Raw genomic sequence first — 24,346 nt, forward strand, 5'->3', positions numbered from 1 at the left:
CTGGGAAGGTAGCGCCCAGCTTTTACCGGGCGGGGAGCGGTTTGCTGAACGCAGCATTCTTGATTGCAGTATTCCGTAGTACATAGTGAGTGCGATTTTTTACGTTGGTTGAGCCTGCCACCAATTCGCCGTCAACAGGCAAGGCGTATTTGTCCTGAGTACGCGTAATCGCATATGCATTTACAATATTTGGCATGACTACCTCGCTTACTTCTCAACGCAGTGCCCATGATCGACGCCAGTATCTGATCGGGTTAACCATCGCCATCACCGGTGCCATTTTGTTTTCCACTAAGGCGATTGTCGCAAAACTAATCTATCGATATCACGTTGATGCGGTGACCTTGATTAGCTTTCGTATGCTGTTTTCATTACCGGTCTTTGCAGCGATTGCGATCTGGCAAGCGCATAAGGGCGGAGCCCTGAAAGTGGCAGATCGCTGGCGTCTGGTCGGCCTTGGTTTGATTGGCTATTATTTATCAAGCTTCCTGGACTTTTTAGGTTTGCAATATATTACGGCGGGGCTGGAGCGGTTGATCCTGTTTTTGACGCCTTCATTTGTTTTGCTGATTTCGGTATTTTTTTTAAAGCGGAAAGTCAGTCGTATCGAGTGGGCGGCTCTGGGTGTGTCGTATCTGGGGATCGTACTGGTGTTTTTACATGATCTGCAATTTGGCGGTGCTGACGTGATGCTGGGAGCTGCCTTGGTTCTTGGCGCGGCGATTTCTTATGCTTTGTACCTGATACAGTCGGGTCAGCTGGTGGTGCGACTCGGGACTTTACGGCTGGTATCGTATGCGATGTGTGTTTCTAGCGTGGTTTGCATCGGTCAGTTCTTTGTATTGCGTCCGGTTAGCATGCTGGTGCAGCCTTCTGCGGTATATTGGCTTTCCTTGGTGAATGCGATTTTTTGTACCGTATTACCGGTGTTTCTGACAATGATCGCCGTGCAGCGGATCGGTGCACCTACCGCGTCGCAAGCGGGCATGATAGGACCGGTATCCACCTTATTCCTCGGCTCGTTTTTCTTAAATGAGCCGATCACCAGCTGGCAACTGGCGGGGACGGTATTAGTCATTGGCGGTATGTATCTGTTATCGATCAAGAAATAGCGTAAGCAGTCTACCCTTCATCCATTTTTCATTCATTTCAACCAGCGGAAGCGACCATGAGCACATCGACAAGCAAGGTAATCAGAATCCAGCAAACCGGCGGACCAGAGGTCATGGAGTTTGTTGACGTACCGCTGGGGCAACCTGGTCTGGGTGAAGCACTGGTTCGACATGTTGCTTGTGGTCTGAATTTTATCGATGTGTACTTTCGTACAGGCTTATATCCTCAACCTTTGCCTGCCGGATTGGGCATGGAGGCGTCCGGTGTTGTCGAGGCGGTAGGCGAAGGCGTAACTTATGTAAAGCCGGGCGACCGAGTCGCTTATGCAGGGCGTCCGAACGGCGCCTATGCCCAGGCGCGGATAATGCCTGCGGATAATCTGGTGCGACTGCCGGACAGTATCGACTTTGAGACTGCGGCAGGCATGATGCTGCAAGGCTTAACCGTGCAATACCTGTTCCACCGGACTTTTCCGCTCAAGGGCGGCGAGACGATTTTGTTCCATGCCGCGGCTGGCGGCGTCGGACTGATTGCCAGTCAATGGGCGCGGGCGATCGGTGTGAATATGATTGGCACGGTTGGTTCCGATGAAAAAGCTGAGCTGGCAAAAGCGCACGGGTGTACGCATGTGATCAATTACAACAAAGAGAATTTTGTCGAACGAGTCAAGGAAATCACCGAGGGCAAAGGTGTGCCGGTGGTATACGACTCGATCGGCAAAGATACGTTTACCGGTTCGCTCGATTGTTTATCGCCTCTGGGCATGATGGTGAGTTTTGGCAGTGCGTCCGGACCCGTTCCGGCGTTTGGCTTACAAGAGCTGGCATCGCGAGGTTCTCTATTCATTACACGCCCGAGTCTGATGAGCTACACCGCCAAACGCGCTGATTTGGAGCAGATGGCTGCGCATTTGTTCTCTATGGTAGAGAGTGGCAAAGTGAAAATTGACATACGGCAACGTTATGCCCTGAGCGATGCTGCACAGGCACATCGCGATCTGGAAGCGCGAAAAACAACAGGTTCGTCTATCCTGATTCCATAACGCAATACTTCTCCACCATATTGAGCCGTGTCTGTTAACATCCTGAATCTGAGATATTACTGACGAGATACGATGAGCACGCCAGAGCAACAGGAACAACATGAGCAAATCAGCAATGATTCCTCCGACGGTAGCCCGAAATTCGGGCGTTTATTGATTGTTCTTGTCCTGGCAGTGATGTTGATCGTCGTCATTACCTTTACATCGGAAGCGATTTACTCTAATTAAAAAGACGTAAATAAAAACACATAAACGTATATTGCCTTCAGTCAAGGATTGATGACGCGATGAAAAATCGTGACAGCCATCCTTGAAACTAGTAACGGACCCACGCGATGGACACCATTCCACTTCACAATACAACAAAAAAAAGTGAGTTCTCCAGCTCAAGTCGCTTATTAATTTTACAAAGTTTGGTACCGGTCGCAACTAACCGGGTGTCATCCCAGCTGGAAGCATTTTCTACGCGACTAAGCGAAGCTCTGTTCAAAATCTCTGACCAGACTGTGCGTCCTGAAGAGGCGAGTACCAGCTTTCAGTCATATCAGTTGCTGAAGAGAAACGGCACAAGCTTTTATCGCCTGGTTGCCGGTCAGATTAACGCGGCACTGGCAAAAGAAGTCAGTACCGTCAATACCCGCAAAAAAACGAAAAAAGACGACGAGAAGCAAGATTTTTCTCTCGTGACTTTTGAGGAAATGGAAAGTAAAGTCCTGATGCGTAATCTGTGTCAGGCTCTCGAAGTCAGTAATGCCGAGCAATTAGTTGCGCTGAATATCCGCATTGGCCATGTCCTGCGCCGCACGCCGATCAGCGTCTCGCAGAATCCGTTCAGACCAGAAATATTTGTTCATGCGGTGTATCAGGCGTGGATGGAATTCGATCCTACCCCCGAATCGCATCATCTGGTGTTACGCTTGATGCAACCACAATTGTTTTTGCAATTGCAGCCAATTTTGACCGAAGTTAACGACGCATTGATTGCGCGGGGTATCTTGCCAGACATCACTGACTCATTCAAAAAAAATCAGCGGAAAAACGAAACTACACGTTCGGATGACATCGCTGATCGTGACCCGTATCTGCACAATAAACTCAGGAATATATTCTCCGGTCAGCCTGTGAATGCTGAGGCGACGGGGAAGGATCATGCGCTGGCATGGACCGGCAACCAGAGCAATGCAGGTCATTATGGTGAAAAAGCCGATACCGTCACCATCGACCGGCAATTCTTTGATTATCTGACCAGCATTCAAAGGAACGACAACCTGGGATCGATTGCCGGCGGCATGAGCGCTTCGCCATTGCGTCAGTTATCGCAGCAGGCACCAACCGACAATCTGACCCACATTGATCAGAATACGATAGAGCTGCTGGCAAGGATTTTTGATTTCGTCTTCAATGATCCGAGTATTCCTGAGGATATCAAGGGCCTCATCGGTCAGTTGCAAATCCCGACACTCAAAGTCGCCTTGATGGACAAGGATTTCTTTTTTAAAGATTCCCATCCGGCTCGTGTGTTGATTGATACGCTGGCGAAATCCAGTGTGTTGTTGAACACCGATAGCACTAGCGAAGATCCCCTTTACCAGATGATCGAGGGCATTGTTGAACGGGTTCAGCAAGAGTTTGATCAGCAAATTGATTTGTTTTCTGATGTCGTATCGGATTTGGAAAACTTCCTGAAGGAAGAAGAGCAAAAAACCGAAGAAGCCATTACCCAGCCGGTCGCAGAAGCGCTGAAACAAGAGAAGATGCGTCTGGCGCGGGAGTTTGCCGAGAATGATGTGTCTTTGCGGGTTGAGACGGGTGAAGTAGCCGGTTTTCTGGAAACCTTCTTGCTAGACCAGTGGATACGGATACTGACGATTGCGCATAGCGTCAAGGATCAAAAGCCGAACGCCCTGGAAAATGCCCTCAAAACCATGGACGACCTGATCTGGAGCCTGAAGCCGAAGAACAGCGCCGAAGAACGCAAAGAATTAGTCAGCAAATTACCTGCCATGCTGACCCTGCTGAATGCCTGGCTGAATGCGATTAAATGGGATGAGCCGGACCGGGTTATTTTCTTTTCCAAACTGGCTGAACGCCATGCCGCGATTGCGCGTGCACCATTAGAATTATCACCGCGCCGGCAATTGGAAATCGCTGTGAATATCGCGCAACGCGCGAGTGAACGTCGCCTGAATCGTCACGTGCAAGATCAGAACGAGCAGCCCGCAGATGAATGGACGCTGATGCTGGAGACGATGGAACGTGGCGTCTGGATTGATTTTACCCGCGCCAATGGCTCTACTGCACGCTTTAAACTCGCCTGGGTTAGTCCTAAGCGGACACGTTATATTTTTACGAACCGCCAGGGGCATGACTCGTTTTCAATTTCCAGCGAAGAGCTGGCGCATAAATTTCGTGATGGTGAAGCCGTACAGATTGTGGCGGATTCTGTGGTGGACAGAGCGTTGTTAGAGGCGTTACGGGATCCTCCGGGCTAGTAGCTTGAAAAAAAGCGACTCGCCTGAGTCGCTTTTTTTAATTGAAATTCCTTATTTTTCTACCGGCAATTCAACCTCAACCGTCGAGCCACTTACTCCCGGAAAATGCAAGAACGCACTGTCCATCAGGTAATGCATGCTGGTATTGATCTCGGGATTCAATTGCTCCGTACTGGCTTTGATTTCACTCAATTTTTTACCGCTCGCTTTATCCGTGATATTCACTTCAAGCTGATGTAGATAATACCGGCGCACGCTGATGTCCTGCATCAGCAGGCTATCGGTGTAATACCGTGGGTAAAAGAAAGGGCGCCGGTAAAAAACCAACCCTCGATTGAAATGCAGGCGCCAGAATGGATCATACAGCGCCAAATCCCACGGGGATGACAACTGGATCTCACTCAGGTTGCTGGCGTAATTCATCGTTACGGAGAGTACTGCGCCAGTGACATTGGCTGCATCTGCCGAATTTGCCTCGACCAGACCAATTTGTTTCAACTTCTCGCGTAGTAGTTGCTCATAGGCTTTAAATTCAGGGCTATTGGCTTGTTTCTCCGATTTATCAACAACGAAACTTTTATTCTTCAGTTCCGCAGGCCATTCGTGAAAAACGCTGACCCGGCTACTTACCGTCGTAGCACATCCCGTCATGAAGAGAACGGCGCACAGGGATAGAGCAGCCAGGCAATAGTGACATATCATTTTCATCGCAAATCTCCTTTCATTCTAATTTTAGATGATATAAGCCGCAGTAAGTTCGTCCCGTTACGTTTTGTCACGCGAGGCTTGTCGCAAGCAAGATGAAAAAGAGAGTGAAATATCAGGCAATTAGTCGAATTAGTCTGATTTTTTGCCGAATTTTCTATGGTAATGCCTAAAGCAGATGAAGACTGACTGTACAGCTTGGTAAAATACTAGTCTTTGCGCTATGTTGACTATTTACGGGCGTAAAATTGTTTCGGCCGGGTTGTCTTTGCGGATACCTCTTAACGGAATAATTTTGGGCCAGTCCAGCGCTCCCTTTTTCGCTTTTATTTTTACAAGGCATTCGAACTCATGCGTACAGACACTGCTGATACACCTGTCACTATCTTCCGCAAAGATTACATCGCTCCCGGTTATTGGGTTGATACTGTTGAAATGGGTTTTGATCTCGATCCGGACGCGACGCATGTCGCCACCCGAATGGTCATGCGCCGTAATCACGATAGCAGCGAAAAAGATATTGTTCTGTTCGGTGAGTCACTCAAGTTACTGCAATTGCGCCTGAACGGTATCAACCTGAAAAAATCCGCTTACAAAATCGAAGGCGAGACACTGCGTATCGCGAATGCGCCTGATGAGGTCACGCTGGAAATTGAAACACTGATCAAGCCGGTCAAGAACACCTCTTTATCCGGGTTGTACACATCGAATCATAATTTTATTACCCAATGCGAGGCCGAAGGTTTTCGTAAAATCACCTGGTTCCCGGATCGTCCTGACGTCATGGCGAAATACACCGTGATGCTGCGTGCAGATAAAAAGAAATATCCAGTCTTGCTGTCCAACGGTAACCTGATTGAAGAAGGTGATCTCGGCGATGGCCGTCATTACGCGAAATGGGAAGATCCTTTCAAAAAACCGTCTTATCTGTTCGCACTGGTTGCCGGAAAACTGGTTTGCCAGGAAGAAAAATTCAAGCTCAAATCCGGCCGGAAAGCCTTATTGCAAGTCTGGGTAGAGGACGGCAATCTGGATAAGACCCAGCATGCCATGGACTCCCTGAAGAACAGCATACGCTGGGACGAAGAACGCTTCGGCCTCGAGCTGGATCTCGATCGTTTTATGATTGTGGCGACTGGCGATTTCAATATGGGGGCGATGGAAAACAAGGGCCTGAATATTTTCAATACCAAGTTTGTCCTGGCGAACCCGCGTATTGCTACCGACGTTGATTATGCCGGTATTGAATCTGTGGTCGGTCACGAATACTTCCATAACTGGACCGGTAATCGCGTAACGTGCCGCGACTGGTTTCAGTTATCCCTGAAAGAAGGATTGACCGTCTTCCGCGATCAGGAATTTTCTGCCGATCTGGTTGGTACTGCGACTGGCCGTGCTGTGAAGCGTATCGAAGATGTGCGTTTGCTGCGTCAGGTACAGTTCTCTGAAGATGCCGGCCCGATGGCGCATCCGGTACGTCCTGACTCCTTTGTCGAAATCAATAATTTTTATACCGTCACGATTTATGAAAAAGGTGCAGAAGTTGTGCGTATGTATTACACCTTGCTGGGACATGACGGTTTCCGTAAAGGCATGGATTTGTACTTCGAGCGGCATGACGGCCAAGCGGTGGAATGTGATGATTTCCGCGCTGCGATGGCCGATTCGTCTGGCCGTGATCTGACACAATTTGAGCGCTGGTATAGTCAGTCAGGTACGCCACGTGTGAAGGTCGAGACCCGATTTGATGCAGAAGCCAAGACCTATGACATCACCTTGACGCAATCGAGTTTGCCGGTGGCTGGTCAGACTAAAAAACTGCCTTTCCATATTCCGGTTGCGGTTGGTTTGCTGAATAAAGCGGGCAAGGATATAGCGTTGCAGCTTGACGGCGTCAGTTCCGATGATGCACCAGCTACCTTGGTGCTGGAGTTGACCAAGACGAGTCAGACTTTCCGTTTTACGGGAATTACTGAACAGCCGACGCCATCGATCTTACGTAACTTCTCCGCGCCGGTGGTTCTGGAAATTAATTATAGTGACGAAGAACTGGGACACTTGCTCGCGCATGACAGTGATCCATTCAACCGTTGGGAAGCGGGGCAGCGCCTTGCAACACGCCGTCTGGTAAAACTGACCAAGGCAGTCCAGCAAGCCGAAACGCTGGAACTCGATACGATGTTCGTCGATGCTTTGCGCAAAACATTGAATGACAAAACGCTGGATCCTGCTTTCCGCGAACTGGTCTTGACCTTACCCTCGGAAGCGATGATTGCTGAGGAGTTTAGCGTCGTCGATCCGCAAGCGATTCACGAAGCCAGAAAATTCATGCGTGCTAACCTGACCCAGCATTTGAAAGCGGATTTCCTGACTGCCTATGAAGAGAATCTGACTCCGGGCAAATACAGTCCAGATGCCGTTTCTGCGGCGAAGCGCGGACTCAAAAATCTGTCGCTGTCTTATCTCCTGGAGTGGCCGGACGACGCTACTTTTGATCTCGCTAAAACACAATTTGCAGAAGCTGAGAATATGACCGATCGCTTGGCGGCACTGACTGCGCTGACGAATTTTTCAGGCTCGGCAAAAAATACCAAGTCTGCTGAGCAAGCTTTGAATCAGTTCTACAAAGAATTCAAAAAAGAAGCATTAGTAATCGATAAATGGTTCATGCTGCAAGGTACGGCGCGTACGACGGATGTGGCAAAAGTCCGCGAATTGATGACGCATCCGGCCTTTACCCTGAATAATCCTAATCGCGCGCGCAGTCTCGTGTTCAGCTTTTGCAATGCGAATCCATCACGGTTTCATGCGGCGGATGGCAGTGGTTATGCTTTATGGGCAGAACTGGTTATCTCGCTCAATAAAATCAATCCTCAAGTTGCTGCTCGCCTGGCACGCAGTATGGACCGATGGAAGAAATATCCAAAGAATTTGCAAGCGCATATGAAAGTCGCTCTGCAGAAAATTGCTGATACCAAGAACCTGTCGAAAGATGTGCTGGAAGTCGTCAGCAAAGCTTTGGCTTCTTAATAGTGACGGCCATATTATTGATGAATATATCCTGGGTAATTAACTGCCGGGATAACAAAGGAAACTTATGAAACGTGTCAGTCTCACGCAATATCTGGTTGAAGAACAACGCCTCAATAATTCTATTCCTGCTGAATTGCGCTTATTGATCGAAGTCGTTGCACGTGCCTGCAAGACCATCAGTCATGCTGTTGGCAAGGGTGCGTTAGGCGAGGTGCTGGGAACAGCGAGCACCGAAAACGTCCAGGGCGAAGTGCAGAAGAAGCTCGACATCCTGTCGAATGAGATTTTGCTCGAAGCAAACGAGTGGGGCGGTCATCTGGCAGCGATGGCATCGGAAGAAATGGAAAGTATTCATCCGATTCCGAATCGCTATCCGATGGGTGAATATATGCTGCTGTTTGACCCGTTGGATGGCTCCAGCAATATTGATGTGAATGTGTCCATCGGCACGATTTTCTCCGTCCTGAAAGCACTGGACGGTATGGCAACGCCGACAGAAAAAGACTTCATGCAAGCGGGGAATAAGCAGGTCGCTGCCGGTTATGCTGTGTATGGTCCGCAAACGGTGCTGGTGCTCACCACGGGTAATGGCGTGAACTGCTTTACGCTTGATCGTGAAATGGGTTCCTGGGTACTGACGCAACGCAATATGCAAATCCCGGCAGACACCAAGGAATATGCGATCAATGCGTCGAACACCCGTCACTGGCATCCTCCGGTCACCCGTTATGTGAACGAGATGCAGGCTGGCGTTACTGGTCCGCGTGGCAAGGATTTTAATATGCGCTGGATTGCATCAATGGTGGCGGACGTTCATCGTATCTTGAATCGCGGCGGTATCTTTATGTATCCGGCGGATGCACGTGAACCGGACAAGCCAGGCAAACTGCGCCTGATGTATGAAGCTAATCCTATGTCTTTTATCGTTGAGCAGGCGGGTGGCGCATCGACCGACGGCAAGCAACGTATGCTGGATATCCAGCCTGAAAAACTGCACCAGCGCGTGCCGGTCTTTCTCGGCTCAAAAAATGAAGTAGAACTGGTCACGCGTTACCATCAGGAATAAGACGACTTCAAGAATCCGGTAAGAATAAAGCTGATCCGGTCTCTTATCAAAAACCCACGAAAATCGTGGGTTTTTTTATTGATGCCTGAGCAGGCTTGGAAATTCCGGATGTGCCCATATATCTTACAGACAAGCAGATAAAATCAGGTAATTTGGACGAACCGCTCTAGAGCTTGTGCGCCATCAGAGTGCAAAAGTCCGTGGTCGTTTATACTCTTGCCAACGCGGTTCATCACCATCATTGCGAAAATAGTAATAAAGCAAATTAGTTTGCGTAAGTCCATTCAGAATAATCCGTGAGAAATTTATGTCTAGCATTGACACGCCTGTGAGTACTTCAGCTCAGGCATTAGAGTACGTAACGTCCTGCAATTTGCCGACGACCTGGGCAACTTTTCAGATGCATGCCTTTGTGGAGCCGGACACCGGTAAAGAGCATATCGCTTTAAGCTTGGGTAACGTTGCAGACGGCGAGCCAGTGCTGGCGCGCATACATTCCGAATGTTTGACTGGCGATGCTTTGTTCAGCCTGCGTTGCGATTGCGGACCGCAGCTGGAAATGGCCTTACAAAAAATCGCGCAAGAAGGCCGTGGCGTGTTGCTGTACCTGCGTCAGGAGGGGCGTGGCATTGGTCTGCTGAACAAGGTGCGCGCTTACCACTTGCAGGATCAGGGTGCCGATACCGTTGAGGCAAATCAGCAACTCGGTTTTGCCGCAGATCTGCGCAATTACAGCTTATGCGATCCCATGCTAAAACATTTAGGGATCAGCTCGCTCAAACTGATGACGAATAACCCTCGCAAAATTGCCGCGATGGAAGGTCTGAAAATTACGATCACAGAACACATCCCGCTGATCATCCGCCGTAATCCGCATAATGAGCGTTATCTCAGCACCAAGGCGACTAAATTAGGACATCTGATACAGCCAGAATTGTGATGGAAGTTGGGCGGTCTTGATTTGACCCCTGATGCATTACGGTTACAGATTATGCAGATTATGCGATGACGTTCCTTAGCCTATCCTCGGCTAAGTACGGTCATGAGGGATAGATATGGATTTCGTGGCCAGCCTCTACCCAGGCATCCAAACCGCCGAGCAATGGCCGCGCCCGTTTATAGCCGCGTCCCATCAACAGCTTTACCATCTGTGCTGCAGAAGCCTCATTCGGGCAATTGCAATACACCACAATATCGCTCTCTGGCCGGACATGCGGGATCAGTGTTTGCCACTCAGTCAGTGCAATCATCTTCGCCCCGGGAATATGTCTTGCGTCGAGAGTGCGTACCGATGGTGAGCGGATGTCGACGATCACCGGGGTGTTCCCAGAATCCATCATGTCAACCAGCTCATTGACGCTGATGCGGGCGATTGCCAGAATTTTCTGGAAGCGCCAGCGCTGCCACCATTTATAGCTGATGTACGCGAGCAAGGCGATGCCTGCAATGACCAGTGCGCCATTACCCAGCGCCATAAACTGACGGCTGATCAGCTCAATATCCGGATGAAATAACCAGCCAAAGCCGATTGCCAGGCTTGCCCATAAAAATATTCCGATCGCATCAAAGAATAAAAATGCCAGTCGAGGCAAGCGCAACGCCCCCGCCATTGGCGCGACGATCAGAGACAGGCCAGGGATAAATTTCGCCACCAGCAGGGTCGTCAATCCCCAGCGCTCAAAACGTGTCTCGGTCTGGCGTACGCATGAATCCGGTGACAACGACAGGCGGCATAAAAAAGTCATGACCCGCAAACCGTGACGCTGCCCAATCAGATACCACACCGTGTCACCGATCAGGCTCGCCAATACCGTTACCGCCAGCAAGGCCGCCAGAGACACATGACCATCGGCGGCCAGCGTACCGGACACGATCAGCGTCGGCACCGTCGGAATCGGCAGCCCCAATTGCATCAGCAAGACATTGCTAAAGACAATGATCAGGCCGTATTGATGGGCGAGTTGTATCAGGGTTTGCATCATGGTGGGAAAGTGGCCTGGTCGCTAGCATGGACGTAATTCATCATTGTATGACGATCTGCCTTTTTGTGATGCGGTGCTGTTTATTCCGGACTGACTCTATTTTGAATCGAGCCGTTTTTCGCTGATGCTGGCCTTGGCGCGCTCCAGCATATCGATTGCTGCCGGGCCGCGTTGCAGAGTGACTGCGACGGCGAGGGCGTCGATGTAGGTCAGGTGGGCGAGGCGCGAGGTCATCGGGGTGTAGATATCGGGATCTTCTTCGACGTCGACACTGAGATGGACGTCAGCGAGTTCCGCCAGCGGGCCGCCACTGGCGCATAGCACCAGCACTTTGGCACCAGCACCTTTGGCGAGCTGCACGCTGCGTATCATGTCGCGGGTGCGGCCGGTGCGTGAGAAGGCGACGACCACACAATCACTGTTTAACAAGGATGCGGATTGCGCTTGTAAATGGGCATCGCAAAAGACAGTCGTAGGAATGCCGAACCGGAAAAATTTTAGCTGTGCGTCGATGGCCAGCGCACCCGAATAACCTAGACCATAACATTCAATCCGGCGTGCGCGTGACAGCAGGTTGACTGCGGCTTCAAAGCTTGCGGTGTTGGCTGAATTGCGTGCTTCCATCAATGCAGCAATGGTGCGGTCAAATACTTTGGGCAGCACATCACGTACCGAATCGGCTTGATTGACATCGAGATGCAAGAACGGAATGCCAGTGGCCAGACTCTTGGCAAATGCGAGCTTAAAGGTCTTGAAACCATCAAATCCCATCGACTGCGAAAAACGTGCAACCGTCGGCTCGCTGACATCACAAGCCTGCGCCAGAACACGGATCGACATCTCCAGTGCATCATGCGGTTTCTGTAATAAAAACTCCGCAACCTGCCGCTCGGCACGACTCAGCGCCGTACTGGCAGTGCGTATGCGCGCCAGCAAACCTTTTTCAGATGGAATCGGCTTAGGATCGAGAAGACGGGATACAGAATTTGGCATGGCTTTTTATAATCAGTTATTGTTATCCGAGATTGTCCAGCGGGTACACCCACGATACTATGTGAGCGCCGCAGTCACAGCAAAATCCACATCAAAATTCACACCAAAACTGCCTCGGCAAAATGCCTCTGTCATCATTGCAAATCCGTATGGACAATTTCGGATTATGGACACCAAAATACTTCAACATCGCAACGGGCTTCATGCAATAGCGCGGCGACGGGTAAATATGTTTCTGCTGCATTTTCCAGAACACGGCGCTTCTCTGCTCCGGTGATCACCAACCAGATCCTGTCTGTATTTAGCAGACGTGGTAGCGACAGGGACATGCGCCTTTGGCGGGTTTGTGGATGCAGTGCCGCCAGACAAGCCAACTCATCATGTTGAGTCGGTGCGCCGGGAAATAGCGAGGCAATATGTCCATCCGCGCCCATGCCGAGCAAGACTGCGCTGAATGCTTGCGGAATCTGTTCGTCCAGACGATGACTGATCGCTTCCGTCGCTACTTCTGGGGTACGCGCGGCATTTTTCAACGAGATCAATTTCCATTGTTTGCCATACGATTGCGCCATGCTTTGTTTGAATAAGCCTTCATTACTTTGCGCATCCGCATCATCCACCCAACGCTCATCGGTCGCAACCAATTTCACGTTATTACTGTCACGATGCGACAGCAATTGATCGAGCCGGCGATACAGAGGCGCAGGCGTGGAGCCGCCTGCAAGGGCAAAATAGGCTGGGAGCCGCGCCAATGCTGCGGTATCGATAATGCCTAACCATTCAGCCACCAGAGCGTCGCTGAGTTCTTCAAAGCTGGCAAAGCTATGTAGCACCATGGTCTCAGCCTTCAACATATTCTTCACCCCAGGCCGCACCGTTTTGCGCAAGCAAATAACTGGATGCCGACGGTCCCCAGCTACCGGCGATATAGGACTTCAGTCCTTCGCTATCGTTTTGCCATGCAGTCATGATCGGATCTATCCATGCCCATGCCGCACCGAGTTCATCATCACGCACGAACAGGGTCAGATCACCGTGCATCGCATCAAGCAACAGACGTTCATAGGACTCGACACGGCGTGAATTCGAGGCTTCGGCAAAATCCAGATTCAGGGCGACATCGGATAAGCGTATGCCTTCACCTGGTTCTTTGGCTTTTAAAAACAGTTGCACGCTTTCTTCCGGCTGCAAAGAAATGACCAGGCGATTCGAGCGTAAATTACTTTGCGAACTACCAAAAATCGAATACGGAATCGGTTTGAAATTGATCGTGATCTCGGCGCTGCGGCTCGCCATACGCTTACCGGTGCGCAGATAAAACGGCACGCCAGCCCAGCGCCAGTTATCGATCTCTGCCTTAATGGCAACAAAGGTTTCTGTGCGCGATGCCGGTGGCACACCAGGTTCCGCCTGATATGAAATCACTGGCTGACCATCAACCGCACCGGCGCGATACTGGCCGCGCACGGTTTTTTTGCTGATATCTTCCGGAGTAAATTTACGCAGGGCGCGCAGTACTTTAACTTTTTCATCGCGGATCGCATCAGGATTGGCGTTGACTGGCGGTTCCATTGCAACGATAGAGACGAGTTGTAGCAAATGATTTTGCACCATGTCACGCAGGGCACCGGTACGGTCGTAAAAGTCGCCGCGTGATTCAACGCCGACTTGTTCCGAGATCGAGATTTGCACGTCCTGGATCGATTTGCGATTCCACAGCGGTTCGAGAAACGCATTCGCAAAACGTAAGGCCAGCAGATTTTGCACCATTTCTTTACCGAGGTAATGATCGATACGATAGATCTGGTTTTCGCGTAGATAGCTGCGTAATGAGGCATTAATTTCTTTCGCGGACTGAGCATCGCGGCCCAGCGGTTTTTCCAGTACGACGCGGGCATTGCCTTCGACCAGGCCATGCTTGGAGAGTTGTTCTACGATAGGCACGAACAGATCGGGGCCGGTCGCCAGATAGAACAGCGTCGCATTGGTATCGCTGGTTTTGATTTGTTTTTTGAGCGCATCAAAGTCGCTGGCTTCACGCGCATCGATTTTGGAGTAATGCGTCAGCGCCAGAAAGGCGGCTGTTTTTTCGCTGTGCCCGGCCTCTTTGTCCTCGGTCTTGGCGCCATACGATTCTATGCTGGCCGCGACACGGCTACGGAAATCCTCATCGGACAAGGCTTCGCGTGCGGCGCCGATAAATTGAAAGTCAGCATCCAGACGACCATTGACAAAGGCGCTATACAGGGCAGGGATAATCTTGCGCTTGGCGAGATCGCCGGTGCCGCCAAACAATACAAATGTGGTCATGCTGACTCCAAGGTTGTTCTGAGTTGTAAATGATGATGTCGACAGAATAAGCAGGCATCGCTATAGCACGGTATACGCTCTATATTGCCCGGGCTTTTTAGCTGGACCCAGGTTACTCAGCCACACCGGAGCGTACTTTTTTGCTTTACTTATTCAGGCTTACCTTATTTATGCTTGTAAAGCGCACTGATGAAACGCACTTATGTACCTTACGCATTGCTTTTATTTTTCTTGATTATGCCAGAATACAATCAAAAATGTAGTTTCATTACGATAAATTTGTCATATTTACGTGAAATACATGAAAATATTTGATTAACTGAAAGTTTGTTACAGAAATTTAGGTTTTATGCTATCTTTGCAGTATCCAAAAAAAGCATGAGGCTAGTCTGCCATGACAACATCTACTTCCGCACTGATCACTCCAGAGATTCATCCCGTCGTTGCCCGTGTCACACAGCGTATTGCCGAGCGCAGCAAGACTTTACGTAGCGCCTATCTGGCGCGGATTCAGAAAATGGCGGGACGTGGCCCGCGCCGCGCGAGCCTGTCTTGTGCCAATCAGGCGCATGCCAATGCTGCGATGGATAGCGGCACCAAGATCTGGCTGAATCAGGCACAAAAACCGAACATCGGTATCGTCACCGCCTACAACGACATGTTGTCCGCGCATCAGCCTTACGAATCCTATCCGCAACAAATCCGCCAGGCAGCCTTGCGCTTTGGCGGCACCGCGCAAGTTGCCGGTGCGGTGCCTGCGATGTGTGACGGTGTGACACAAGGTCGTCCCGGCATGGAGTTGTCGCTGTTTTCGCGCGATGTGATTGCGCAAGCGACCGCGGTAGCCTTATCGCATGACGCTTTTGACGCGACTTTATGTCTGGGAATCTGCGATAAGATCGTGCCTGGTTTATTGATCGGTACGCTGGCATTCGGCCATCTGCCGACCATTTTTATTCCCGCCGGCCCGATGGGATCTGGCCTGTCGAATAAAGAAAAAGCTGCCGTGCGTGAACGCTATGCCCAAGGCAAGGCAACGAAAGAAGAACTGCTGGCGGCCGAGAGCGCGGCGTATCACAGTGCCGGTACCTGTACTTTCTACGGAACTGCGAATAGTAATCAGATGCTGCTGGAGGCAATGGGCTTGCATCTGCCTGGTGCCGCTTTTGTCCATCCGGGTGATCCTCTGCGTCACGTACTGACCGACGCGGCGGTCGAGCGCGTATTGCAATTAACCGAGCAAGGTGGCAATTACACCCCGATTGGCGAATTGGTGAATGAAAAAACCATCGTCAATGCGGTGATCTCTTTGCTGGCAACTGGTGGTTCGACTAATCATACGATTCACTGGATTGCGGTAGCGCGTGCTGCCGGTATTCTGATTGACTGGCAGGACTTTGATGAATTGTCGTCAGTGATCCCTTTGCTGACCCGTGTTTATCCGAATGGTACGGCAGACGTGAATGCGTTTGAAGATGCAGGCGGACCGACATTTGTCATTCGTGAATTGCTGTCTGCTGGCCTGATGCATGCAGATGTGAAAACGGTATACGGAGATCAAGGCCTGGCAGGGCATATCAATCGTCCGGCACTGGTCGAAGGCGCTGCTGGCAATCAAGTTCAATGGCAAGCTTCTCCGGCAGAGTCTACAAATAAAGACGTCGTGCGTAATGTGACTGAGCCGTTTGCTCCGACAGGCGGTTTGCGTCTGTTGCAGGGCAATCTCGGTCGTGCCATTGTGAAAGCCTCTGCCGTGCCGGAAGACGCATGGATCGTGCGTGCGCCAGCGATTGTGTTTGAGTCGCAGGATGCCTTGGTTGGTGCGTATAAAGCAGGCCAGCTGAACAAGGATTTTGTCGCTGTCGTGATTTTTCAGGGGCCGCAGGCCAACGGAATGCCAGAGCTGCACCACTTCACGCCGGTACTCGGCAGTCTGATGTCGGCGGGTTATAAGGTCGCGCTGGTGACTGATGGTCGTATGTCTGGTGCCAGCGGTAAAATCCCTGCGGCTTTGCATGTGAGTCCCGAGGTTGCACAGGGCGGACCGCTAGGCAAAGTACGCGATGGCGACCTCATTGAAGTCAATGTGCATACGGGCGAGTTGCGTGCTCTGGTCGATGAGACGGAATGGGCAAGTCGTGCGGTGCGCCAGCCATCTGCTATAGAGACGTTTGATTACGGCCGCGAGTTGTTTGCTGCGCAGCGCCGGGTCGTGACAGCGCCGGAGCATGGCGCATCAACCTTGTTTATTGATTAATCTACTGAGCGACTAAGCGACTAATCAATTAGAGCATCATTTACCTATAACAGCGAGAGCGAGACCATCATGATTCACACCAAACAAAACATCATTCAGCAATTAGAACAAATCCGCGTGTTACCGATTTTGGTGACGGATGATGTGGATCAGGCGATTCGTTGTGTAACGACTCTCGCAGAAAACGGTTTGCCAGCAGTTGAGATCACCCTGCGTACGCCGAATGCGATGACGGTATTGCGTGAAGTGGTGAAGGCTTGTCCGGATGTGACGGTCGGTGCCGGAACGATTTTGACCTATGCGCAGCTGGATGCCGTGAAGTACGCCGGTGCGGCGTTCGGCATCAGCCCTGGCATCACGCCGGCACTGGCAAAGGCTGCGGCAGAATCGGGTTTGCCTTACTTTCCTGGTGTCGGTGGTGCGAGTGACCTGATGCTGGCGCTGGAATATGGTTTTGATGTGGTGAAGCTGTTCCCTTCTGATATCGTCGGCAGCACCAAAATGGCCAAAGCTTTGGGCGGTCCTTTTCCTGATGTGCGTTTTTGCCTCACTGGCGGCGTCACGGTTGAGGCGACGCCAGCTTTGTTGCAACAAAAAAATATCCTGTGTGTTGGCGGCTCCTGGATGTGTCCGGCCAATCTGATCAATGCAGGCGACTGGCAAGCTATCGGCAGTCTGGCGGCGCAGGCTGCGGCGGCAGGTAAGTAATCATTTTAGTTATTGCCTAAAATAATATACTGGTAGGGTGTATAGACTTATTTTTCTTAATGCGCTAATAGATATGTGCGGATAAGAGGGTAATAGCCAGATACTCCCCCGTAAAGTGATTCAATAGCAGGCTCGTCTTTTCATTTTTTTGATCTCTACGTCACTCTAAAGCACTCGATCATGGTTACCTCTGTTTCCCGTACTCCTCTTTGGTGTCTGCTCCAACAACGCGCGACCAATCTGCCTGGTCTGAAAGAGTTATTTCGCGCCGATCCGCAGCGCTTTACGCATTTTTCTGCATCGGCTTGCGGCATTTTGCTGGATTACTCCAAGCAGCGCATGGATACCACGGCGAAGCTGAATTTGCTGGCGCTGGCGAGGCAGCAAGATGTCGAGAGTCGTCGCGATGCGATGTTGCGCGGCGAAGCAATCAACCATACCGAAAATCGTGCGGTATTGCACACGGTATTACGCTTGCCAAAAGGCGAGTCGTTTTATCTGAACGGCGACAATATTGCCGCAGACGTGCATCAGGTTCTGGCACAGATGCGTACCTTCAGCGACGCTGTGCGCGAAGGTCGCTGGCTCGGTTATACCGGCAAAGCGATACGCACGATTGTGAACATCGGGATCGGTGGCTCTGATCTCGGTCCGCAAATGGCCTGCATTGCGTTGGCACCATGGTCGCAAAAAAATCTATCCCTGCATTTTGTGTCGAATGTCGACGGTCGCCATGTGGCTGACGCATTGAAGAACGCCGACCCTGAGACGACGTTATTCGTCGTGGCGTCGAAGACCTTCACGACAATGGAAACATTGACCAATGCCCGCACTGCACGTGAATGGATGCTGGCGCACGGTTGTCCTTCCGATCAGATTCGTCAACATTTTGTAGCACTGAGTACCAATGTAAAAGCCGCTGCCGAATTTGGTATTGCAGAAGAAAACGTATTCCCTTTCTGGAACTGGGCAGGTGGCCGTTACTCGATGTGGAGTGCGATTGGCCTGTCGATTGCCCTGTATGTCGGTGCCGACCGGTTTGAAGAAATGCTGGCTGGCGCGCATGAGATGGATCTGCATTTTGCGCAAGCGCCACTGGAGAACAATCTGCCGGTATTGATGGCATTGATCGGTATCTGGAATATTAATTTCCTCGGTCTGCAAGCCTTGTCGATTGCACCATATCACCAGCGCATGACACGTTTGCCTGCGTATTTGCAGCAACTTGAAATGGAGAGTAACGGCAAGTCGGTGACCAGAGAAGGGCAGCGTGTCGATTATGCGACCTCGCCGATTTTATTCGGCGAAGCAGGCACCAATGGTCAGCATGCTTACTTTCAGCTGTTGCATCAGGGCGCGACGATTATCCCGACGGATTTTATTGTGGTCGCTGATGATGATGCGGGCTTGCCAAGCCACAATAAAGCCTTACTCGCTAATTGCTTCGCGCAATCCAAGGCGATGGCGTGGGGCAAGGACATCAGCGAAGTGCGTGCCGAATTGGGTGACTTACCTGAGAAGGTGCTGGCACCGCGCGTCTTTGAGGGCAATCGTCCGACATCGACCTTATTGCTGGATTCATTAACGCCGCGTTCACTCGGCGCACTGATTGCCTTGTATGAGCACAAGGTATTTGTACAATCCGTGATCTGGGATATTAATGCATTTGATCAATGGGGTGTCGAACTGGGCAAATCGCTGGCGCAACAGTTGATCAGCCTGGATCCGTCTTCTGTCAAAGAAGATGACGACAGCTCTACCCGTGGCCTGCTCAATGCCATCGGTAAGCGCGATAAGCTAACGATGCAACCTAGCAAAGCTGCATAGAAAGCTGCATAGAAGTAATGAAATACAGAAGCATCGAAACACAGAAGCATCGAAACACAGAAGCATCGAAACACAGAAGCATCGAAACACAGAAGCATCGAAACACAGAAATATCGACTATCTGAACGGTCTGAATAGAACACTCTGAATCCTTGTAAGTTGCCCGTCATGGTATTGCGGTAGTCTGATCTTTGTAGGTGAACGCCGCCCTCATACTCGCTCTGGTGCGGGTGTGCCGGAGTGGTGTAAGGCATGCAAAGATCGACAAAAATTTTTCATCTCCCGATTTCCTTTCGTCTCATAAAATCTGCCCGTATGAATGCACATCTCCATCCAAAAATCGATCTGACCGAAGACGACAAAGACCAAAGCTTGCGTGACGATATCCGCCGCCTTGGCCGCATACTGGGCGATACCGTGCGCAATCAGCACGGCGACCAGATTTTTGACCTGATCGAGACGGTACGACAAAATTCGATCCGCTTTCGTCGTGACGCTGATGAGGCAGCGCGTGAGGCTCTGGAGTCGACGCTCGATACGCTGACGAATGATCAGACGACGCAAGTGATTCGGGCATTTAGTTATTTTTCGCATCTGGTCAATCTGGCTGAAGATCAGCATCACATCCGCCGCACCCGCAAGCATCTGATTGCCGGCTCGGCGCCGCGTGCCGGTAGTCTGGCGCATACGATTGAGTCGCTGTACAACACTGGACATAGTACGCAGCAATTGCTTGATTTTTTTCAGACTGCGGAAGTCAGTCCGGTACTGACAGCGCATCCGACTGAGGTGCAGCGTAAAAGTATTTTGAATTGTCAGATGGTGATTACACGCTTGCTTGATGAGCGTGACCGTATGCAATTGACGCCGGAAGAATCTGCGGCGAATGAGGAGGCACTGAACCGCGCTGTACTGACCTTGTGGCAGACCCGCATGCTGCGTACCTCTAAATTGTCAGTGCTCGATGAAGTCGAGAACGGTCTGAGTTTTTATGACTACACATTCTTGCGCGAATTGCCAAGTCTGTATGCCGGATTGGAAGACCTGCTGAGCAGCAAAGAGGGTAATAAACAAGACAACAAGCAGACAGTTGATTTGCCCAGCTTTATGAAGATGGGAAGCTGGATCGGCGGCGACCGTGATGGCAATCCGTTTGTTACCGCCAGCGTATTGGAACAAACACTGGCGATGCAATCGAATCGTGCATTCACTTTTTATCTGGGTGAACTGCATACGCTGGGCTCGCAACTGTCGATGGCAACTTTGCTGGTGAATGTTTCACCAGACTTATTGGCTCTGGCGCAGCGTTCGCCTGATCATTCGCCACACCGCTCGGATGAGCCATATCGCCTGGCAGTCAGCGGCATCTATGCCCGCCTCGCGAAGACCTACAAACAATTGCTCGGCGCGGAGCCAGCGATTCATGCATCCGGCGATGCTGATGCGTACGCAAGCGCAGAAGAATTAGTAGCCGATCTTGATGTCGTGCATCAGTCCTTGTTCGATAATGGCTCCGCCGCTTTAACGCGTGGTCGTTTGCGTCATCTGCGCCGCGCTGTGCGTGTGTTTGGTTTTTATCTTGCGCCGATTGATTTGCGTCAAAATTCCGATGTGCATGAACGCGTTGTCGCGGAGTTGCTAGAGGCCGCCAATCCCGGTACCAACTATTTACAATTAAACGAAGAGCAGCGCATTGTCTTGCTGGCGGAAGAGATTGCATCATCCCGGCCATTGGCATCACCGTATCTCGAGTATTCAGAAGAAACGCAGTCCGAACTGGCGATCTACCGCGGTGCGCGCACGGCGCAACTGCGCTACGGCAAAGGTGCCGTACCAAACTGCATTATCTCCAAGACCGATGGCGTCTCCGATATGCTGGAGCTGGCGGTGCTGTTGAAGGAAGCTGGCTTATTACATCCACTCGAAGGCAGCCTTGACGTCAATATCATTCCTTTGTTTGAGACGATTGGCGACTTGCAAAACAGCGCGCCTGCGATGGACAGATTGTTAACATTGCCTGCTTATGCGCGTATGCTGGCAAGCCGTGGTAATGCACAAGAAGTCATGCTCGGGTATTCGGACAGTAACAAGGACGGCGGTTTCCTGACGTCTGGCTGGGAGTTGTATAAAGCTGAACTGGATCTGGTCACGATCTTTGCCAAACATCAGGTGCGCCTGCGCTTATTTCATGGTCGCGGTGGCTCGGTCGGTCGCGGCGGCGGACCTAGTTATCAGGCGATACTGGCGCAGCCGGCGGGTGCGGTACAAGGACAGATACGTCTGACTGAGCAAGGTGAAGTCATCACCGCGAAGTACGGTAATCCGGAAGTCGGCCGCCGCAATCTGGAGGTGCTGGCAGCGGCGACGCTGGAGGCTAGTTTGTTGTCGCACACAGAACCAGAGCCGCCGGCAGAGTTTTTAAAAGTCATGGAAGAATTGTCGGATCACGCCTTCCGCGCTTACCGGAATATGGTGTATGAGACCGAAGGATTTGAACAATATTTCTGGGAGTCTACGGTGATCTCTGAGATCGCCGGATTGAATATCGGCAGTCGTCCGGCATCACGTAAAAAATCGACCGCGATCGAAGATCTGCGCGCTATTCCCTGGGTATTTAGCTGGTCGCAGTGTCGCCTGATGCTGCCGGGCTGGTTTGGTTTTGGTTCTGCGGTACAGAGTTACCTGAAGGTGCATCCGGAGAATGGTTTGCAGACCTTGCAGGCGATGTTTAAGACCTGGTCTTTTTTCTCAACGGTGTTGTCGAATATGGAAATGGTGCTGGCCAAGAGCGATATCGGTATTGCCAGTCGTTATGCCCAGCTGGTGAAAGATGAGGCATTGCGCGACCGGATTTTCCCACGTCTGAAGGCTGAGCATGAGGCAGCGATTGCTGCGTTGACAGCAATCTCCGGCCAGTCAGAATTGTTGTCGGCAAATCCTTTGCTCAAACGCTCGATTAGTAACCGCTTTCCATATCTGTCCCCTTTGAATCACGTACAGGTTGAATTGCTGGAGCGTTATCGAAACGGGGATCCGGATGAGCGCGTGCGTCGTGGTATTCACTTGTCCATTAACGGTATTGCGGCAGGTTTGCGGAATAGCGGCTGACCGGCGATCTTGTTGGAGGCTTGTTGAGATTAGGGTGGGGGTAAGTGGTCTAGATACCGGAACAATAATTCAATGTAAAATCTGTGCGCTTGTTTGCTTAACCTGGTTGAGCACGTGTGTAAACACGGACTACATTGATTTAGGAATCTGGATGTCAAACCATTTACTTGGTATCGTCGGCTGGTCCGGCAGCGGTAAAACGACTTTGCTGGAATATCTGATTGCTGCTCTTTGTGGTGGCGGTTTGAAGGTGAATGTGGTCAAGCACAGCCACCACGATATTATTCTGGAACCCTCGCACAAAGACAGCGCCCGCTTTCGCCGCGCTGGGGCAAATGAAGTCTTGCTTGCATCGCCATTTCGCTACGCGATTACCAATGAGTTGCGCGAACAGGATGAGCCAGGCTTGCTAGAGTTACTGCCAAGGCTTGCGCCCTCAGATTTGATTTTGATTGAGGGGTACAAGTGGGAAGCGATTGCTAAAATCGAAATCCACCGCCCCGGCCTGGGCAAACCTGCCTTGTATCTAAATGATCCACACATTGTCGCGGTGGCATCAGATATTCCTGAGCCCGAAGGGTTGAGGGCAGATCTGGTCTGGCTGGATTTAAATCAGCCCGAGCAGATACTTGCCTGGATCCAATCGTCTTTAACAAAAAATTTATTCTTGCATGACCCTAAAGTAGAGATGGAAGTACGCCGATAATAAGATACGAAGTTATGGGAGATTGTCATGGATGTTACAGGAATTGCCAGTGTGTCAACAACGTTGGCGGATGTGGGTATTAGCCAGGCAGTCAGCGTTGCTGTTTTGAAAAAAGCCTTGGATGTCAGCGCCGAAAGCGCGACCGCATTGATCGAAGCGATTCCGGACAATAAGGCGATATCAAATTTGCCATCTAATCTCGGAAGAAACATCAATACGACAGCCTAAATTATTATAGGTAGTCATTCGTAGTAAAAAAGCACAGCCTGGTCGCTGTGCTTTTTTTATGGTTTTGAGGAAAAAGAAATTAATGGGGATTTTTATCCTGCCTCAAGCGAAAAAATCTTGGATCAGTGATAATTCTGAAAACGATAGTTGATCTCTCTTGATCACTGAATATTGTCCGGAGAGCCAAGCAGGCATTGAGGTTCACGATATTCTCAATGACACGTTTTGATGATGGGCGATTGCAGAATCGTTCGCTCAATACGGTTTGACTATCATTATTCAGAATAATTTCACCGATATGTACATCGAATAAAAAAGGATAAGTATGAGCGATACCAACTGGGGCTGGTCAGATCGACTAAAGTTGCAGTATGAGCCGATGGACGAGACACATCAGGAGTTCGTGATGTTATGCGCGGCACTGTCGGAAGATAACCCCGATACGTTTATCGCAAGACTAGATGCATTAATTGCTCACTCAGTCGAGCATTTTGAACAAGAAGATCAATGGATGACCAGCAATGCATTTCCGCCTGCTGGTTGTCATATGACTGAGCACGATGCTGTGTTGCAAGTGATGCGTGAGGTTCGCCGTCGTATCGTCGACGCAGGAGAGATGGATCTGGCAGCAAGGCTGGCTGAAGAGTTGCCGCTATGGTTCGAACACCATGTCGATACCATGGATAATATGCTGGCGCGTTTTATGACCAGCGATGCTATTGCCGCAGCTCAGCCAGCTTAGGGACATATTAATTACTTTTTTCCAGCAGGCGACA

General features: G+C 50.7%; 20 protein-coding genes. 14 read left to right on the forward strand and 6 right to left on the reverse strand.

All coding sequences use genetic code 11. The features are described 5' to 3' along the window. Positions 1-22: 22 nt before the first annotated feature. Positions 23-196, reverse strand: a complete 174-nt coding sequence (locus tag ACO0K4_RS16140) for a hypothetical protein (RefSeq protein WP_422957684.1) — start codon at positions 194-196, stop codon at positions 23-25. On the opposite strand from ACO0K4_RS16140, the gene ACO0K4_RS16145 reads away from it, so the two are divergent. The 4 genes from ACO0K4_RS16145 (at position 195) to ACO0K4_RS16160 (ending at position 4,647) form a co-directional block, all read left to right on the forward strand. Continuing rightward, on the forward strand, positions 195-1,112 hold the full coding sequence (locus ACO0K4_RS16145; protein ID WP_422957685.1) for a DMT family transporter: 918 nt from the start codon (positions 195-197) through the stop codon (positions 1,110-1,112). The genes ACO0K4_RS16140 and ACO0K4_RS16145 overlap by 2 nt on opposite strands. Positions 1,113-1,168: 56 nt before the next feature. Next, complete coding sequence (locus ACO0K4_RS16150) at positions 1,169-2,155, forward strand: quinone oxidoreductase family protein (RefSeq protein WP_422957686.1); 987 nt, start codon at positions 1,169-1,171, stop codon at positions 2,153-2,155. Between the two features lie 72 nt (positions 2,156-2,227). Beyond that, entirely contained in the window at positions 2,228-2,383 is a 156-nt protein-coding gene (locus ACO0K4_RS16155) for a hypothetical protein (protein ID WP_422957687.1), read from the forward strand. A gap of 107 nt (positions 2,384-2,490) precedes the next feature. Further along, on the forward strand, positions 2,491-4,647 hold the full coding sequence (locus tag ACO0K4_RS16160) for a DUF1631 family protein (protein ID WP_422957688.1): 2,157 nt from the start codon (positions 2,491-2,493) through the stop codon (positions 4,645-4,647). A gap of 51 nt (positions 4,648-4,698) precedes the next feature. On the opposite strand, the gene ACO0K4_RS16165 is transcribed toward ACO0K4_RS16160, so the two are convergent. Then, a complete protein-coding gene (locus tag ACO0K4_RS16165; RefSeq protein ID WP_422957689.1) occupies positions 4,699-5,355 on the reverse strand; it encodes a DUF4136 domain-containing protein in 657 nt (218 codons plus the stop codon). Positions 5,356-5,703: 348 nt separating this feature from the next. Between ACO0K4_RS16165 and pepN the strand changes: the two genes are divergently transcribed. The 3 genes from pepN to ribA all read left to right on the forward strand — a co-directional run bounded on the left by pepN (position 5,704) and on the right by ribA (position 10,391). Beyond that, positions 5,704-8,382 (forward strand): aminopeptidase N, encoded by a 2,679-nt coding sequence (gene pepN, locus ACO0K4_RS16170; protein WP_422957690.1) that lies wholly within the window; start codon positions 5,704-5,706, stop codon positions 8,380-8,382. Positions 8,383-8,449: 67 nt separating this feature from the next. Then, on the forward strand, positions 8,450-9,451 hold the full coding sequence (locus ACO0K4_RS16175; protein ID WP_422957691.1) for a class 1 fructose-bisphosphatase: 1,002 nt from the start codon (positions 8,450-8,452) through the stop codon (positions 9,449-9,451). A 307-nt stretch (positions 9,452-9,758) separates the two neighbouring features. Beyond that, on the forward strand, positions 9,759-10,391 hold the full coding sequence (gene ribA / locus ACO0K4_RS16180) for a GTP cyclohydrolase II (RefSeq protein WP_422957692.1): 633 nt from the start codon (positions 9,759-9,761) through the stop codon (positions 10,389-10,391). Positions 10,392-10,491: 100 nt separating this feature from the next. On the opposite strand, the gene ACO0K4_RS16185 is transcribed toward ribA, so the two are convergent. The 4 genes from ACO0K4_RS16185 to zwf form a co-directional block, all read right to left on the reverse strand. Continuing rightward, positions 10,492-11,433, reverse strand: a complete 942-nt coding sequence (locus ACO0K4_RS16185) for a DedA family protein/thiosulfate sulfurtransferase GlpE (protein WP_422957693.1) — start codon at positions 11,431-11,433, stop codon at positions 10,492-10,494. Between the two features lie 96 nt (positions 11,434-11,529). Further along, on the reverse strand, positions 11,530-12,426 hold the full coding sequence (locus ACO0K4_RS16190; RefSeq protein ID WP_422957694.1) for an SIS domain-containing protein: 897 nt from the start codon (positions 12,424-12,426) through the stop codon (positions 11,530-11,532). 164 nt (positions 12,427-12,590) lie between these two features. Then, a complete protein-coding gene (gene pgl, locus ACO0K4_RS16195) occupies positions 12,591-13,280 on the reverse strand; it encodes a 6-phosphogluconolactonase (RefSeq protein WP_422957695.1) in 690 nt (229 codons plus the stop codon). Further along, positions 13,267-14,736, reverse strand: a complete 1,470-nt coding sequence (zwf, locus tag ACO0K4_RS16200) for a glucose-6-phosphate dehydrogenase (RefSeq protein ID WP_422957696.1) — start codon at positions 14,734-14,736, stop codon at positions 13,267-13,269. Before zwf ends, pgl begins: the two co-directional genes overlap by 14 nt. 394 nt (positions 14,737-15,130) lie before the next feature. Between zwf and edd the strand changes: the two genes are divergently transcribed. The 7 genes from edd to ACO0K4_RS16235 all read left to right on the forward strand — a co-directional run bounded on the left by edd (position 15,131) and on the right by ACO0K4_RS16235 (position 24,312). Next, positions 15,131-16,993, forward strand: coding sequence for a phosphogluconate dehydratase (edd, locus tag ACO0K4_RS16205; RefSeq protein WP_422957697.1), 1,863 nt, complete (start codon positions 15,131-15,133; stop codon positions 16,991-16,993). 69 nt (positions 16,994-17,062) lie between these two features. Then, positions 17,063-17,701: a bifunctional 4-hydroxy-2-oxoglutarate aldolase/2-dehydro-3-deoxy-phosphogluconate aldolase gene (gene eda / locus ACO0K4_RS16210; protein WP_422957698.1), complete on the forward strand. Its 639-nt coding sequence runs from the start codon at positions 17,063-17,065 to the stop codon at positions 17,699-17,701. A gap of 180 nt (positions 17,702-17,881) precedes the next feature. After that, positions 17,882-19,528: a glucose-6-phosphate isomerase gene (gene pgi, locus ACO0K4_RS16215; RefSeq protein ID WP_422957699.1), complete on the forward strand. Its 1,647-nt coding sequence runs from the start codon at positions 17,882-17,884 to the stop codon at positions 19,526-19,528. A 315-nt stretch (positions 19,529-19,843) separates the two neighbouring features. Further along, positions 19,844-22,636 (forward strand): phosphoenolpyruvate carboxylase, encoded by a 2,793-nt coding sequence (ppc, locus tag ACO0K4_RS16220; protein WP_422957700.1) that lies wholly within the window; start codon positions 19,844-19,846, stop codon positions 22,634-22,636. A 151-nt stretch (positions 22,637-22,787) separates the two neighbouring features. Then, a complete protein-coding gene (mobB, locus tag ACO0K4_RS16225; protein WP_422957701.1) occupies positions 22,788-23,342 on the forward strand; it encodes a molybdopterin-guanine dinucleotide biosynthesis protein B in 555 nt (184 codons plus the stop codon). A gap of 27 nt (positions 23,343-23,369) precedes the next feature. Continuing rightward, on the forward strand, positions 23,370-23,570 hold the full coding sequence (locus tag ACO0K4_RS16230; RefSeq protein WP_422957702.1) for a YjfB family protein: 201 nt from the start codon (positions 23,370-23,372) through the stop codon (positions 23,568-23,570). 325 nt (positions 23,571-23,895) lie between these two features. Beyond that, the gene (locus tag ACO0K4_RS16235) at positions 23,896-24,312 is read left to right on the forward strand and encodes a hemerythrin domain-containing protein (RefSeq protein WP_422957703.1); all 417 of its coding nucleotides are present in this window, start codon (positions 23,896-23,898) and stop codon (positions 24,310-24,312) included. Positions 24,313-24,346: the final 34 nt, after the last annotated feature.

This window comes from Undibacterium sp. RuTC16W, assembly GCF_049339445.1.
Lineage (GTDB): Bacteria > Pseudomonadota > Gammaproteobacteria > Burkholderiales > Burkholderiaceae_D > Undibacterium.

Excerpts from the sequence above, each read along its gene's own strand:
- pepN (WP_422957690.1), top strand. The coding sequence starts at position 5,704 with ATGCGTACAGACACTGCTGATACACCTGTCACTATCTTCCGCAAAGAT.
- ribA (WP_422957692.1), top strand. The coding sequence starts at position 9,759 with ATGTCTAGCATTGACACGCCTGTGAGTACTTCAGCTCAGGCATTAGAG.
- pgi (WP_422957699.1), top strand. The coding sequence starts at position 17,882 with ATGGTTACCTCTGTTTCCCGTACTCCTCTTTGGTGTCTGCTCCAACAA.
- edd (WP_422957697.1), top strand. The coding sequence starts at position 15,131 with ATGACAACATCTACTTCCGCACTGATCACTCCAGAGATTCATCCCGTC.
- ACO0K4_RS16165 (WP_422957689.1), bottom strand. The coding sequence starts at position 5,355 with ATGAAAATGATATGTCACTATTGCCTGGCTGCTCTATCCCTGTGCGCC.
- pgl (WP_422957695.1), bottom strand. The coding sequence starts at position 13,280 with ATGTTGAAGGCTGAGACCATGGTGCTACATAGCTTTGCCAGCTTTGAA.
- ACO0K4_RS16145 (WP_422957685.1), top strand. The coding sequence starts at position 195 with ATGACTACCTCGCTTACTTCTCAACGCAGTGCCCATGATCGACGCCAG.
- ACO0K4_RS16155 (WP_422957687.1), top strand. The coding sequence starts at position 2,228 with ATGAGCACGCCAGAGCAACAGGAACAACATGAGCAAATCAGCAATGAT.
- ACO0K4_RS16230 (WP_422957702.1), top strand. The coding sequence starts at position 23,370 with ATGGATGTTACAGGAATTGCCAGTGTGTCAACAACGTTGGCGGATGTG.
- ACO0K4_RS16140 (WP_422957684.1), bottom strand. The coding sequence starts at position 196 with ATGCCAAATATTGTAAATGCATATGCGATTACGCGTACTCAGGACAAA.
- ppc (WP_422957700.1), top strand. The coding sequence starts at position 19,844 with ATGAATGCACATCTCCATCCAAAAATCGATCTGACCGAAGACGACAAA.
- ACO0K4_RS16235 (WP_422957703.1), top strand. The coding sequence starts at position 23,896 with ATGAGCGATACCAACTGGGGCTGGTCAGATCGACTAAAGTTGCAGTAT.
- ACO0K4_RS16190 (WP_422957694.1), bottom strand. The coding sequence starts at position 12,426 with ATGCCAAATTCTGTATCCCGTCTTCTCGATCCTAAGCCGATTCCATCT.
- zwf (WP_422957696.1), bottom strand. The coding sequence starts at position 14,736 with ATGACCACATTTGTATTGTTTGGCGGCACCGGCGATCTCGCCAAGCGC.
- ACO0K4_RS16185 (WP_422957693.1), bottom strand. The coding sequence starts at position 11,433 with ATGATGCAAACCCTGATACAACTCGCCCATCAATACGGCCTGATCATT.
- ACO0K4_RS16175 (WP_422957691.1), top strand. The coding sequence starts at position 8,450 with ATGAAACGTGTCAGTCTCACGCAATATCTGGTTGAAGAACAACGCCTC.
- ACO0K4_RS16160 (WP_422957688.1), top strand. The coding sequence starts at position 2,491 with ATGGACACCATTCCACTTCACAATACAACAAAAAAAAGTGAGTTCTCC.
- ACO0K4_RS16150 (WP_422957686.1), top strand. The coding sequence starts at position 1,169 with ATGAGCACATCGACAAGCAAGGTAATCAGAATCCAGCAAACCGGCGGA.
- mobB (WP_422957701.1), top strand. The coding sequence starts at position 22,788 with ATGTCAAACCATTTACTTGGTATCGTCGGCTGGTCCGGCAGCGGTAAA.
- eda (WP_422957698.1), top strand. The coding sequence starts at position 17,063 with ATGATTCACACCAAACAAAACATCATTCAGCAATTAGAACAAATCCGC.